At 76.6% G+C, this 13,527-nt stretch carries 13 protein-coding genes; 12 read left to right on the top strand and 1 reads right to left on the bottom strand.

Going from position 1 to position 13,527, the window contains the following annotated elements; genetic code table 11:
• Window positions 1-211 precede the first annotated feature (211 nt).
• The 12 genes from obgE to holA all read left to right on the top strand — a co-directional run bounded on the left by obgE (window position 212) and on the right by holA (window position 12,958).
• Window positions 212-1,702, top strand: coding sequence for a GTPase ObgE (gene obgE, locus ACI783_RS12350; RefSeq protein ID WP_457140707.1), 1,491 nt, complete (start codon window positions 212-214; stop codon window positions 1,700-1,702).
• The gene (gene proB, locus ACI783_RS12355; RefSeq protein WP_457140708.1) at window positions 1,699-2,820 is read left to right on the top strand and encodes a glutamate 5-kinase; all 1,122 of its coding nucleotides are present in this window, start codon (window positions 1,699-1,701) and stop codon (window positions 2,818-2,820) included. The genes obgE and proB overlap by 4 nt, the downstream gene beginning before the upstream one ends.
• Window positions 2,821-2,833: 13 nt before the next feature.
• Complete coding sequence (def, locus tag ACI783_RS12360; protein ID WP_457140709.1) at window positions 2,834-3,313, top strand: peptide deformylase; 480 nt, start codon at window positions 2,834-2,836, stop codon at window positions 3,311-3,313.
• Window positions 3,306-3,941, top strand: a complete 636-nt coding sequence (locus ACI783_RS12365; RefSeq protein WP_457140710.1) for a GNAT family N-acetyltransferase — start codon at window positions 3,306-3,308, stop codon at window positions 3,939-3,941. Before def ends, ACI783_RS12365 begins: the two co-directional genes overlap by 8 nt.
• 88 nt (window positions 3,942-4,029) lie before the next feature.
• Entirely contained in the window at window positions 4,030-5,280 is a 1,251-nt protein-coding gene (locus ACI783_RS12370; protein ID WP_457140711.1) for a glutamate-5-semialdehyde dehydrogenase, read from the top strand.
• A gap of 237 nt (window positions 5,281-5,517) precedes the next feature.
• On the top strand, window positions 5,518-6,237 hold the full coding sequence (nadD, locus tag ACI783_RS12375; protein WP_457084443.1) for a nicotinate-nucleotide adenylyltransferase: 720 nt from the start codon (window positions 5,518-5,520) through the stop codon (window positions 6,235-6,237).
• Window positions 6,234-6,713 carry a ribosome silencing factor gene (gene rsfS / locus ACI783_RS12380; protein ID WP_457140712.1) on the top strand — a complete coding sequence of 160 codons (480 nt, stop codon included), beginning with the start codon at window positions 6,234-6,236 and terminating at the stop codon, window positions 6,711-6,713. Before nadD ends, rsfS begins: the two co-directional genes overlap by 4 nt.
• Window positions 6,710-7,480 (top strand): histidine phosphatase family protein, encoded by a 771-nt coding sequence (locus tag ACI783_RS12385; protein ID WP_457140713.1) that lies wholly within the window; start codon window positions 6,710-6,712, stop codon window positions 7,478-7,480. Before rsfS ends, ACI783_RS12385 begins: the two co-directional genes overlap by 4 nt.
• Before the next feature lie 64 nt (window positions 7,481-7,544).
• Complete coding sequence (locus ACI783_RS12390) at window positions 7,545-8,405, top strand: DegV family protein (protein ID WP_457140714.1); 861 nt, start codon at window positions 7,545-7,547, stop codon at window positions 8,403-8,405.
• Between the two features lie 156 nt (window positions 8,406-8,561).
• A complete protein-coding gene (locus tag ACI783_RS12395) occupies window positions 8,562-9,473 on the top strand; it encodes a ComEA family DNA-binding protein (protein ID WP_457140715.1) in 912 nt (303 codons plus the stop codon).
• 1 nt (window position 9,474) lies between these two features.
• The gene (locus tag ACI783_RS12400) at window positions 9,475-12,066 is read left to right on the top strand and encodes a ComEC/Rec2 family competence protein (protein WP_457140716.1); all 2,592 of its coding nucleotides are present in this window, start codon (window positions 9,475-9,477) and stop codon (window positions 12,064-12,066) included.
• Entirely contained in the window at window positions 11,960-12,958 is a 999-nt protein-coding gene (holA, locus tag ACI783_RS12405) for a DNA polymerase III subunit delta (RefSeq protein ID WP_457140717.1), read from the top strand. The genes ACI783_RS12400 and holA overlap by 107 nt, the downstream gene beginning before the upstream one ends.
• 131 nt (window positions 12,959-13,089) lie before the next feature.
• Here the strand turns inward: holA and rpsT are convergent, their stop codons facing one another.
• Window positions 13,090-13,350 carry a 30S ribosomal protein S20 gene (rpsT, locus tag ACI783_RS12410; RefSeq protein WP_457084455.1) on the bottom strand — a complete coding sequence of 87 codons (261 nt, stop codon included), beginning with the start codon at window positions 13,348-13,350 and terminating at the stop codon, window positions 13,090-13,092.
• Window positions 13,351-13,527: the final 177 nt, after the last annotated feature.

The following is a 13,527-nucleotide window of genomic DNA, read 5'->3' on the forward strand; positions in this document are numbered from 1 at the left end:
CCCCCCCCCCCCCCCCCCCCCCCCCCCCCCCCCCCCCCCCCCCCCCCCCCCCCCCCCCCCCCCCCCCCCCCCCCCCCCCCCCCCCCCCCCCCCCCCCCCCCCCCCCCCCCCCCCCCCCCCCCCCGGCCCCCCCCCCCCCCCCCCCCCCCCCCCCCCCCCCCGTTCCCACATGTAGGCACAGTTCGGCCGTAGACGCAGAGAGGCGGCGATCATGGCCGCTTTCGTCGACCGCGTGACGGTCCACGTGGCCGCAGGCAAGGGCGCCAACGGGGTCAGCTCCGTGCACCGCGAGAAGTTCAAGCCCCTCGGTGGCCCCGACGGCGGGAACGGTGGCGACGGCGGCGACGTCGTCGTCGAGGTCGACCCCAGCGTGCACACCCTGCTGGACTTCCACCACCACCCGCACCAGAAGGCCGGCAACGGCAAGCAGGCCGCCGGCAACTACCGCAACGGTGGCCGCGGCGAGGACCTCGTGCTCCGCGTCCCCTCGGGCACCGTGGTGAGCATCGGCGGGCAGCCCGTGGCCGACCTGGTCGGCGCCGGCGCCCGCTTCGTGCTGGCCCGCGGGGGCAAGGGCGGGCTCGGCAACGCCGCGCTGGCCAACGCCCGCCGCAAGGCCCCCGGCTTCGCCCTGCTCGGTGAGCCCGGCGAGGCCGTCGACGCGGTCCTGGAGCTCAAGAGCATCGCCGACGTCGGCCTGGTGGGGTACCCCTCCGCGGGCAAGTCCTCGCTGGTCGCCGCCATGTCCGCGGCCCGGCCGAAGATCGCCGACTACCCGTTCACCACGCTCGTGCCGCAGCTGGGTGTGATCCGCTCCGGCGACACCACGTACACGATGGCCGACGTCCCCGGGCTCATCCCCGGCGCCTCCGTCGGCAAGGGTCTGGGCCTGGAGTTCCTCCGGCACGTCGAGCGCTGCGCCGTGCTGGTGCACGTCATCGACATGGCCACGATGGAGCCCGGGCGCGACCCGGAGACCGACATCGAGGCGCTCGAGCACGAGCTGCGCGAGTACGGCGGCGAGGAGCTGGACCTGGTGGGCCGGCTGCGGATCGCCGTGCTGAACAAGATCGACGTGCCGGACGCGCGGGAGCTCGTCGACCTGGTGCGCGCCCCGCTCGAGGAGCGCGGGCTGACCGTCTTCCCGATCAGCGCGGCCACCGGCGAGGGCCTGGCCGAGCTGGGCTTCGCGCTCGCGGCCGCGGTCGAGGAGCACCGGGCCGCGCTGCCGGAGCTGCCGCCGGCGCCGATCACCCTGACGCCGCGTGCGGTCGACGACGGCGGCTTCACCGTCGAGGCCGACCCGCGCACCGACGGCTGGCTGGTCCGCGGCGTCCGCCCCGAGCGATGGGTCCGGCAGACCGACTTCAGCAACGACGAGGCGGTCGGGTACCTCGCCGACCGGCTCAACCGGCTGGGCGTGGAGGAGGAGCTGGCCAAGGTCGGCGCCGTCCCCGGTGACGCGGTCACCGTCGGCGACGTCACCTTCGACTGGGAGCCGACGCTGCCGGCCGGCACGCTCAGCGTCGAGGAGACCGCCGGCCTGGGCGGCCGAGGCACCGACACCCGGCTGGAGACCAACACCCGGCTGTCGGCCGACGAGCGGCTGGCGGCCAAGAAGGCCCGGCGGCTGCCCTACGAGCTGGCCGACGCCGACGGCTCTTTCGACCAGGAGCTCCTCGAGGGCGACAGCGACCGGTGAGCGTGCGGGCGGAGATCGCCGGCGCACAGCGGGTGGTCGTGAAGGTCGGGTCGTCGTCGCTGACCACGCTGCCCGGCGGGCTGGACGAGGACCGGCTGCGCGCGCTGGTCGACGTCCTGGGGGCCCTGCGCGCGGCAGGCCGGGAGGTCGTGCTGGTCTCCTCCGGCGCCATCGCCGCCGGCCTGGCCCCGCTGGGGCTCGACAGCCGCCCCCGTGACCTGGCCACCGCGCAGGCCGCGGCCAGCGTCGGGCAGCTGCGCCTGGTGCAGACCTACGCCGACGCCTTCGCCGGGCACGGGGTGACGGTCGGGCAGGTGCTGCTCACCGCCGACGACCTCACCCGGCGCAGCCACTACCGCAACGCCCGGCAGACCGTCGAGCGGCTGCTCACGCTCGGCGTCCTGCCGATCGTCAACGAGAACGACACGGTCGCGACCGAGGAGATCCGCTTCGGTGACAACGACCGGCTCGCCGCGCTCGTGGCGCACCTGGCGGTCGCCGACGCGCTGGTGCTGCTCTCCGACGTCGACGGCGTCTACGACGGCGACCCGCGCACCGGCCCGGCCCAGCTGGTCGACACCGTGCGCAGCCGGGAGGACCTGGCCGCGGTCACCCTCGGCTCGGCCCGCCGCAACGGCGTGGGCACCGGGGGCATGGCCACGAAGGTCGAGGCCGCGTTCATCGCGTCGGCGGCCGGCGTGCCCGTCGTCGTCACCTCCACTCCCCAGGCGGCCGCGGCGCTGGCCGGCGAGCGGGTGGGCACCCTGTTCGCGCCCAGCGGCCGGCGCCCCTCGGCCCGGCAGTTCTGGCTGCGGTACGCCAGCCGGCCGCGCGGGCGGCTGCTGCTCGACGAGGGCGCGGTGCGCGCCGTCCGGGAGCGGCACGCCTCGCTGCTGGCCGCGGGCATCACCGGGGTGACCGGGGAGTTCCTGGCCGACGACCCGGTCGAGCTGGTCGGCCCCGACGGCGTCGTCGTCGCCCGGGGCCTGGTGGCCTACGACGCCCGCGAGCTGCCCGATCTGCTGGGCCGCAAGACCGGCGACCTCGACCCGGAGCACCGCCGCGAGGTGGTGCACCGCGACGAGATGGTGCTCGTCGGGCGCCGCGCCCCGGCCTGAGAGACTGCCGGGCGTGACCGTGCGACCCATCCGCGAGATCGGTGACCCCGTGCTGCGCACCCCGGCCGACCCGATCCGCGTCTTCGACAAGGACCTGGCCGCGCTCGTCCGCGACCTGGAGGAGACCGTCGACCACCCCGGCCGGGCCGGCGTGGCCGCCACCCAGATCGGGGTGGGCCTGCGGGTCTTCTCCTACAACGTCGACGGCGTGATCGGGCACCTGGTGAACCCGGTGATCACCGAGCGGTCCGAGGAGACGCAGGACGGCGACGAGGGCTGCCTGTCCATCCCGGGGCTCTACGCACCCACCGTGCGGGCGATGCACTGCGTCGCCGAGGGCTTCGACGTGCACGGGGAGCCGCTGCGGCTGGAGGGCAGCGGGCTGATGGCGCGCTGCCTGCAGCACGAGGTCGACCACCTGGACGGCACGCTGTTCGTCGACCGGCTGACCGGCGAGGCGCGCAAGCAGGCCATGCGCGCGCTGCGTGCCTGAGCTGCCGGTGGCCGAGCCGGCCGGCTGGGGTTCGGTTGCGCTGGCCGGTCAGCTGGTGACGCTGGCGCCGCTGTCCCTGGCCGACGCCCCCGACCTGGCCGTCGCCGCGGCCGACGGGCGGCTGTGGAAGCTCTGGTACACGTCGGTGCCCACCCCCGAGGCGATGGCCGACGACGTCGCGGCCAAGCTCGCCGCCCAGCAGGCGGGCACGATGCTCCCCTTCGTCGTCCGCCGCCGGGGCACCGGGGACGCGCTGGGGGTGACGACGTACTGCAACCTCGACCGGGCCACCCCGCGGCTGGAGATCGGCTACACCTGGACCCGGGCGTCGGCCCAGCGCTCCGGGGTGAACAGCGAGAGCAAGCTGCTCCTGCTGCAGCACGCGTTCGAGGTGCTCGGCTGCGTCGCGGTGGAGTTCCGCACGCACTGGCACAACCGGCAGTCGCGGACGGCGATCGCCGCGCTCGGCGCCAAGCAGGACGGCGTGCTGCGCAACCACCGCCGCCAGCCCGACGGGTCGCTGCGGGACACCGTGGTCTTCTCGATCACCGCGGACGAGTGGCCGGCGGTGCGGAGCAACCTGCGCTCCCGGCTCGCCCGCCACTCCGCCCGAGATCAGGAGAGCTGATCGTGCGTGCTCCTGGCTCACCGTGCACCGTGAGCCAGGAGCACGTGAGGCGAGCTCGGACGCCGGTGGCGCCGCGTAACCTCGACGCGTGTCCGACGCTGACTTCCCGCTCATCGGCGCCGCCGCGGCGCGTGCCCGCGAGGCCGCCCGCGTGCTGCGCACCCTGCCCACCGAGACCAAGGACGCCGCGCTCGCCGCGATGGCCGAGGCGCTGGTCGAGCGGGCCGACGAGGTGCTCACCGCCAACGCCGCCGACGTCGAGTCGGCCGCGGCCGACGGCACCCCGGCCTCGGTGCTCGACCGGCTGCGGCTGGACCGGCAGCGCGTGGCGGCGGTCGCCGACGCGCTGCGCCAGCTGATCGCGCTGCCCGACCCGGTGGGCGACGTCGTCCGCGGCTCGACGCTGGCCAACGGACTGCAGCTGCGCCAGGTCCGGGTGCCCCTCGGGGTGGTCGGGATCGTCTACGAGGCCCGGCCCAACGTGACCGTCGACGCCGCGGGTCTCTGCCTGAAGAGCGGCAACGCGGCGCTGCTGCGCGGGTCGGCGTCGGCGCACCGCACGAACACCGCGCTGGTGGCCGTGCTCACCGAGGCGGCCGAGAAGGCCGGTCTGCCGGCCGGCTCGATCGCCCTGCTGCCGGCGGACCGGGCCTCGGTGGGCGAACTGCTGGCCGCCCGCGGGCTGGTCGACGTGGTCATCCCGCGCGGCGGGGCGTCGCTGATCCAGCGGGTGGTCCGCGAGGCGGTCGTACCGGTGATCGAGACCGGCGTGGGCAACTGCCACGTCTACGTCGACGCCTCGGCCGATGCGGCGACGGCCGAGGCGATCGTGCTGAACGCCAAGACCTCCCGGGTCAGCGTGTGCAACTCCGCCGAGACGCTGCTGGTGCACCGCGACGTCCCCTTCCTGCCGCGGCTGCTCGCGGCGCTGGCCGACGCCGGGGTGACGCTGCACGGTGACGAGGCCGCGCGGGAGGCGCACGACGCCGTCGTCCCGGCCACCGACGAGGACTGGGCGACCGAGTACCTCTCCCTGGACATGGCCGTGCGGGTGGTCGACGACCTCCCGCAGGCGCTCGACCACATGGCGCAGTGGGGGAGCGGGCACTCCGAGGCGATCGTCGCCGACTCCGCGTCGGCGATCGCCGCCTTCACCGCGGGGGTGGACGCCGCGGCGGTGCTGGTCAACGCCTCGACCCGGTTCACCGACGGCGGCGAGTTCGGGTTCGGTGCCGAGATCGGCATCTCCACCCAGAAGCTGCACGCCCGCGGCCCGCTGGGGTTGCCGGAGCTCACCTCGACGACCTACGTGGTGACCGGCAGCGGCCACGTCCGCTGACGGGGACACCGCGCTCCACCCCCGGTGTAGCGAGACAGCACCGTCCACATGTGTCAGGGTGTGCGGCGGCGGGCGGCTGCCCGCGGGTGCCCGGGGTCTCCCACCGGGGGACCGGCGGCACGGGGGCGCCGGTCACCGGGCCCGCGCGACGGCGGCCGTCCGCCCCTGGCCGCCCGGTCCCACCGGGATCCGGTGGTCGGGCGACCGGATCACGCGATGCCGGGCTAGGCTCGGTCAGTGGCAGCGCGTCGGCTCGGGGTGATGGGTGGCACGTTCGACCCCATCCACCACGGGCACCTGGTGGCCGCCAGTGAGGTGGCCGAGCTGTTCGGGCTGGACGAGGTCGTCTTCGTCCCGACCGGCCAGCCCTGGCAGAAGTCCGAGCGCGGGGTCAGCCCGGCCGAGGACCGCTACCTCATGACGGTGATCGCCACGGCGTCCAACCCACGCTTCTCGGTCAGCCGGGTCGACGTCGACCGCGGCGGCCCGACCTACACCATCGACACGCTGCAGGACCTGCACCGCGAGCACCCGGACAGCGAGCTGTTCTTCATCACCGGCGCCGACGCGCTGGCCCAGATCGTCGGCTGGCGGGACACCGACAAGCTGTTCGACCTGGCGCACTTCGTCGGGGTGACCCGGCCGGGCTACCAGCTCGGGGACGCCGATCTGCCGGCGGGAGCGGTGAGCCTGGTCGAGGTGCCCGCGCTGGCGATCAGCTCCACCGACTGCCGCGACCGGGTCCGGCGGGGCCGGCCGGTCTGGTACCTGGTGCCCGACGGTGTGGTGCAGTACATCGAGAAGCGCGGCCTGTACCGCACCGAGGGCACCGGACGCCCCGCGGTCGGCCGCCCGGCCGCCGGCCGGCACACGCCCGAGCCCGCCGAGCCGACCCTGCCCGACGACCCAGCCCCCGGGGACACCTCGTCCCCCGATCTGCAGGAGATGCCCCGATGACCGCCTCGTCCGAGGCCCGAGAGACCGCGCTGATCGCCGCGCAGGCCGCCGCGGACAAGCTCGCCACCGACGTCTCGATCGTCGACGTCAGCGACCGGCTCGCCATCACCGACGCCTTCGTCCTGGCGTCGGCTCCCAACGAGCGCCAGGTGCAGTCGATCGTCGACGCGGTCGAGGAGCGGCTGCGTGACCACGGGGTCAAGCCCGTGCGACGCGAGGGCGTCGCGGAGTCCCGCTGGGTCCTGCTCGACTTCGTCGACGTCGTCGTGCACGTCCAGCACGCCGAGGAGCGCGCCTACTACGCGCTCGAGCGGCTGTGGAAGGACTGCCCGGTCATCCCCTTCGTCGACCGGTCCGCGCCTGCCGCCGCGCAGGCGCCGGTGGCCGCGACCCCGGACGCCGACGAGTCGACCGAAGACGCCGTCGCCGGCGCCGAGTCGACCGAGGACGCCGAGTCGGGCACGACCGACCGGTGAGCGAGGCCGCCTCCGGTACCCCGCCGGTCGGCCGGCTGCTGGTCTGGCGCCACGGGCGCACCGAGTGGAACGCCAGCGGGCGCTTCCAGGGGCAGCTCGACCCGCCGCTGGACGCGGAGGGGCGGGCGCAGGCCGCTCGCACCGCCCCGGTGCTGGCGGCCGGCCTGGACCCGGCCACCACCGTGCTCGTCTCCAGCGACCTGCAGCGCGCCCGGGACACCGCCGGTGCCCTGGCGTCGCTCCTGGGACTGCCCGTGCAGGTCGACGCCCGGCTGCGTGAGCACGGCCTGGGCAGCTGGGAGGGGCTGACCCGGGACGAGGTCGCCGAGCAGCTGCCGGAGCAGTACGCGGAGTGGGTGGCCGGTCGTCCGGTGCCCGGCCGCGGTGGGGAGCTGCAGGCCGACGTCGCCGCCCGCGCCGCGGCGGCGGTGGCCGACCTGCCGCCGGCCGAGACCGCGGTGCTGGTGACCCACGGCGGCACTGCCGGCCGGCTGCTGGAGGTGCTGCTGGACCTCGGCCCGGAGCACCGCAGGATCTTCGGCCCGCTCGGCAACTGCCACTGGAGCGAGCTGTCGTTCCAGGCGTCGGGCTGGCGGCTGATGCGGCACAACTCGGCGGTGCCCACGCCCGGTCCGGTCGAGGGTGGGCCGGGCGCCCACCGGGACCGCGGACCGTCCGGGTCCGATGCGCCGGACGCGCCGCTGCCGCCCGCCGGCGCGAGCCCCGAAGAGGGGGCGCCGGCGCAGGACGCCGACGCCCTCGGCTGAGCCGTCCGGTCCTCCGGGGCCCGTGGGTGGGAACGGCCGGCGCGGCGCCGGTTAGCCTCCGCCCATGTCCGTCGCCGTGGTCACCGACTCCACGGCCTACCTGCCGGCGGAGGTCGTCGCCGAGCTGGGCATCGAGGTGGTGCCGCTGTACGTGGTGCTGGCCGGCCGCTCCGGCCGTGAGGGCAGCGACGTCACCTCCGCCGAGGTGGCCCGCGCGCTGGCCGTCCGCGGGGGGCACGTCACCACCTCCCGGCCCACGCCCGGGGACTTCGTGGCCGCCTACCGCCGGCTGCTGGACGGCGGCGCCGACCGGGTCGTCTCCGTGCACCTGTCCGGTGAGCTCTCCGGCACCTGGGACGCCGCGCGGGTGGCGGCCGGGCAGGTGGGCGAGCACCTGGTCACCGTGCTCGACTCCCGATCGGCCGCCATGGGCAACGGCTTCGCGGTGCTGGCCGCGGCACGGGCGGCGGCCGCCGGTGGCAGCGCGGAGCAGGTGGCGCAGGCGGCCCGGGAGACGGCCACGGCCAGCCGCACGTTCTTCGTCGTCGACACCCTCGAGCACCTGCGCCGCGGCGGCCGGATCGGGTCGGCAGCCGCGTGGCTGGGCACCGCGCTGGCGGTCAAGCCGGTGCTCCACGTGACCGAAGGCCGGGTCGTCCCGCTGGAGAAGGTGCGCACCTCCGCCCGTGCGATCAGCCGGCTGGTGCAGCGCGCCGCGGAGGTCGCCGGGAACCGCCCGGTCGATGCCGCCGTGCACCACCTCGCCGCCCCCGAGCGGGCGGACCGGCTCGCCGAGCAGTTGCGTGCGCGCCTGCCCGGGCTGCGCGAGCTGCACGTCAGCGAGCTCGGTGCCGCGATCGGCGCGCACGTCGGCCCCGGTGCCGTCGGGGTGGTCGTCGACCCGACCGTCCACGGCGCGGACTGACCGGAGGCGGCGGGGGAGGCAGCGAGCGGGCGGCATCGGCCGACCTTGCCGTGCTGGCAGCTCAGGCCGGCCGCCGCCGTCCACAGCCGGGACCTCCGTCCACAACCTGGTCGGAGGCGGTGCGGGACGCAGCGCGGCCTCCCTAGCGTCCTCGGCGTGCGCTCCTCGCCCCGTCGCAACGACGACGACGTCATCCGTGCCCGGCTGCGGGCGCTGCTGGCGGAGGGACAGCGCCCGGGCGGCTGGGTCCCCGACGAGGACGAGGGCGAGGTCGATGACCGGTCGGAGGGGCCCGACGACCGCGAGCCGGACCATCTCCGCGACGGCGCAGCGCGCCGGTCCTCCCGGGCACCCGACGACACGCCGACGACCCCGCGCGGCGAGCCGGCCGAGGAGCAGGGCCTGCCCCCTGGGCTGGGGCGCCACCGAGCCCCCGGGCCGGCCGCGCGGGTGAGCCCGGGCCGGCCGGGGGCGTGGACGCTGTGGGCGGTCGCCGTCCTCGCCGCCGCGGTGGTGGTCGGCTGGACCTGGGCCGACCGGCCGACGGTGGACCAGGTGCCGGCCAGGTCCAGCTCGGTGGCGTCACCGGGCCCGCTGCCGGCGGCCCCGTCGCCGGCCCCGGCGGGCAGCGAGCCGTCCGCCGCTGCCGAGGTGGTCGTGTCGGTGATCGGCCAGGTCGCCTCGCCCGGGCTGGTCACCCTGCCGGCGGGCTCACGGGTCGCGGACGCGCTGGCCGCCGCCGGGGGGCTGCTGCCGGAGGCCGATCCCGCGTCGGTCAACGCGGCAGCGGTCCTGGTCGACGGCGAGCAGCTCGCCGTGGGGCTACCGGGCGCGGTCCCCGGGCCACCGGCGGCAACCGGAGGCCACACCGCCGGTGGGCTGCTCGACCTGAACCGGGCCACGGCGGCCGAGCTCGACGCCCTGCCGGGCATCGGCCCGGTGCTCGCCCAGCGGATCGTGGAGCACCGGACCACCCACGGCCCCTTCACCAGCGTCGAGCAGCTGGACGACGTCACCGGCATCGGGCCGGCCATCTTCGCCGAGCTCGTCGACCTGGTCACGGTCTGACGTGCCGGCCGGACGACGGCCCGCCGCGCCCGGCCCGGTGCCGCTGCCGGTGCCGGTGCACCGGGTGCGGGCGGCCGGCCGCTGGCGCTGGCTCGACCTGCGACTGGTACCGGTCGCGGCCACCGTCTGGCTGCTGACGCTGGCCGCGCCGCTGCTCTCCCCGGGTCTGCTCCGCGGCCTGGCGGGGGGCGCTGCGGCGGTCGCCGTCGTCCTGCTCGCCAGCCGCCGGGCCGGCGCGGCGCTGGTCCTGGTCGGGTGCCTGGCTGCGATCACCGTCACCGGCGCCGTCGCCGGCGTGCGGAGCCAGGCCCGGGACGACTCACCGCTGACCGGGCTGGCCGCCCGGGGCGCCGTGGTCTCCGTGGCCTTCGCACTCAGCTCGGACCCCCGGCCACTGGCCGGCAGCCCCGAGCGGGTGCTCGTGACCGGCCGGGTCAGCGAGGTCGACGGCCATCCCACCGGCGGAGCCCGGGTGTTGCTGTTCGGGCCGGCGGAGGAGTGGCGGGGCCTGCTGCCCGGCCAGTCGGTGACGGTGCGGGCCTCGCTGCGCCCGGCCGGCCCGATCGACGACGTGCTCGCGGTCCTGTCGGCGCGCTCCCCACCCCAGCCGGTGGGTGACGCCGGTGCCGTGCAGTCGGCGGCGGGGACCCTCCGCGCGGGGCTGTCCGCAGCAGCGGACCGCACGCTGCCCGATCCCGCGGCCGGCCTGCTGCCGGGGCTGGTCGTCGGCGACACGTCCGGCCTGGACGAGGTGCTCATCGGGGAGTTCCGCCGCTCCGGGCTCTCCCACCTGCTGGCCGTCTCCGGTGCCAACGTGGCGATCGCGGTGGGGCTGGTGCTCGCGCCGCTCCGGGCCCGCGGCAGCGACCGGCGGCTCCAGGCCCTCGTCGGTGTGCTGGCCATCGCCGGCTTCGTGGTGCTGGCCCGGCCGGAGCCGAGCGTGCTGCGGGCCGCGGCGATGGGCGCGGTGGCGCTGCTCGCGCTGGCCTCGGGCCGCAGCCGGGTCGCCGTCCCAGCGCTGGCGGCGAGCGTCACCCTGCTGCTGCTGGTCGACCCGGCGCTGGCTCGGGACCCCGGGTTCGCCCTCTCGGTCACCGCGACCGCCGCGATCGTGCTGCTGGCGCCGGGCTGGTCCCGCCGGCTGCGGCGACGGCGACTGCCCCGGCCGGTCGCCGACGCGGTGGCGGTGAGCGCGGCGGCCGGGCTGGCCACCGCCCCGCTGGTCGCGGCCCTCTCCGGTGCGGTGAGCCTGGTGTCGCTGCCGGCCAACCTCCTCGCCGCTCCGGTGGTCGCGCCGGCGACCGTGCTCGGGCTGCTGGCCGCGCTGGTCTCCCCGGTGACCGAGCCGGGAGCCGACGCGCTCACCTGGCTGGCCGGGTGGCCGGTGCGCTGGCTGGTCCTGGTCGCCCGGACGGCAGCCGCCGTCCCCGACGGTGCGACGCCCTGGCCGGCCGGGCGGACCGGCGCCCTGGCGCTGGCGCTGTTGCTCGGGGCGGTCTGCTGGGCGCTGGTCCGCTGGCCGCGGTTGCGCGGGCTGGCCCTGGCCGCCGTGCTGGGCGCGGTGGTGGTGGGATGGCCGCTGCGCCAGGCCGGGCGCGGGTGGCCGCTGCCGGAGACCGTGGTGGTCGCCTGCGACGTCGGGCAGGGCGATGCCCTGGTGTTCCCGACCGGGCCGCGCGAGGGGGTCCTGGTCGATGCCGGGCCCGACGCGGCTCTGGTCGACGGCTGCCTGGACCGGCTCGGCGTCGACCACCTGCCGCTGGTGCTGCTCTCGCACCTGGACGCCGACCACGTCGGCGGGCTGGCCGGGGCGCTCACCGGCCGCGCGGTGGGTGAGGTCGCCACCGGTGCCCTGGCCCCGGACGAGGACCGGCTCCCGGCGGTCCTGGAGTTGCTGGGCCAGGTGGGTGGGCGGCACACCGTCCTGAGGCCGGGGGAGCGGCGCACGGTGGGCGGAGCGGTGTTCGATGCGCTCGCCCCCGGTCCGGCCGACGCCACCGCGGGCGCCGACGCCAACCACCTGTCCCTGGTGGTGCGCGCGGAGCACCGCGGACTGCGGGTGCTGCTCACCGGTGACATCGGCGAGGAGGCGGAAGCCCGGCTCCGCAGGTCCGGCGCCGACCTCACCGCCGACGTGCTGAAGGTGCCGCACCACGGCAGCGGTGACGTCGACCCGGACTTCGTCGCCGCGAGCCGGGCCCGCGTGGCGCTGATCTCCGTGGGCGCCGGCAACAGCTACGGGCACCCGGCGCAGGAGCTGCTGGCGGCGGTCACCGAGGCCGGGATGCGGGTGCACCGCACCGACCGGGACGGCGACGTGGCGGTGGTCGGCCGGGCGGGGGAGTGGGGCGTGGCGGTGCGCGGCCCGGACACCGTGCTGCGCGGTGCGGCCACGCCCGAGCCGGCCGGCCCGCTGCTGACGGCGACGGTCCCGGTGCGCCGGGCGGCAGCGCGGTCGTGTCGGGAGCGCGTGGCAGCATGGCCACGTGGCTGCCGCACCCCCCGCTCCGACGTCCCGGTTGCGGCTGGTGGTCGGCGAGGAGGAGCTGCTGCGGGCCCGCGCCGTCTCCGCGGTGCGCGCCGCGGTCCGTGACCGCCACCCCGACGTCGAGGAGCACGAGCTGGTGGCCGCCGGGCTGCCGCTCGGGCACCTGGCCGACGTGCTGTCCCCGTCGCTGTTCGGCGGGCACCGGTTGGTCGTCGTCATCGGTGTGCACGAGGCCGCGGCCGCACTCGCCGACTCCCTGACCGCCTACCTGAAGGACCCGGACCCCGAGCTCACCCTGGTGCTGGTGCACGGCGGCGGGAAGCGCAACGAGGCCCTGCTGAAGGCGTTCAAGGCCGCCGGGGCAGCGGTCGACGAGTGCCCGAAGATCAGCTCGGCGGGGGAGCGGGTCGCCTTCGTGCGCAACGAGGTGCGCCACGCCGGTGGCCGGATCACCCCCGATGCGGTCACCGCCCTGCTCGACGCGGTCGGCAACGACCTGCGCGGGCTGTCGGCGGCGGCGAGCCAGCTGGTGTCGGACTTCGGCGGCAGCATCGACGCCGACGACGTCGCCCGCTTCCACCGCGGGCAGGCCGAGGTCACCGGCTTCACCGTCGCCGAGCGGGTGCTGGTCGGCGACACCGCCGGGTCGGTGGAGATGCTGCGGTGGGCGCTGGACCGCGGCGTGGCGCACGTCCTCATCGCCGACGCCCTGGCCGACGGCGTTCGCACCGCGGCCCGTGTCGCCTCGCTGAACACCTCGAACATCGGCGAGCTCGCCCGGCAGCTGAAGCTCCCGCCGTGGAAGGTGAAGAAGGCGCAGAGCCAGGCCCGGGGCTGGAGCATCGACGCCCTCCAGCAGGCGATCGGCGTGGCCGCCGAGCTGAACGCCGACGTCAAGGGCGCGGCCGCCAGCGCCGACTACGCCCTCGAGCGGGCGGTGCGCCGGATGGTGGCCATCCGGGCCGCCGGCGGCGGGCGGGCCCACTCCGGCCGTTGACCCGGTCGCCCCGGGCTGGCGCCGAGCTGCCGGCCGGCCGGTCAACGCGTCGGGCCCCCACTCCCGGAGGGGAGTGGGGGCCCGACGTCCAGCGGCGCAGCTCCGGTCAAGCGGGGCGCCGCTGCGGTGGATCAGAGAGAGGCGACCCGCTTGGCCAGCGCCGACTTGCGGTTGGCGGCCTGGTTCTTGTGGATGATGCCCTTGCTGGCGGCCTTGTCCAGCGCCTTGCTGGCGGTCTGGAGCGCGGTGGTCGCCGCTTCCTTGTCCCCGGCGTCGGCGGCCGCGCGGAAGCGACGCACCTGCGTCTTCAGGGCGGACTTGACCGCGACGTTGCGCTGACGCGCGATCTCGTTGGTCTTGATCCGCTTGATCTGGGACTTGATGTTCGCCACGCGTGAGCCTCGGATGTCTCGCAGGGAGGTGTACTTCTGACAGTGCGTCCGCGGCGCAGCACAGCGCACTGCGGACCGGCCTCACAAGATACCAGCTCACCGGCACCAGCTCCTACGGCGGACCGGTCGCCCACCCGGCGCACCACCCGGCGCACCACTCGGCGCACCGCCCCGCAC

It is taken from the genome of Modestobacter sp. SYSU DS0511, assembly GCF_054050755.1.

Coding starts and splice junctions, on each gene's coding strand:
- obgE (WP_457140707.1), top strand. CDS start 212: ATGGCCGCTTTCGTCGACCGCGTGACGGTCCACGTGGCCGCAGGCAAG.
- rsfS (WP_457140712.1), top strand. CDS start 6,234: ATGACCGCCTCGTCCGAGGCCCGAGAGACCGCGCTGATCGCCGCGCAG.
- ACI783_RS12390 (WP_457140714.1), top strand. CDS start 7,545: ATGTCCGTCGCCGTGGTCACCGACTCCACGGCCTACCTGCCGGCGGAG.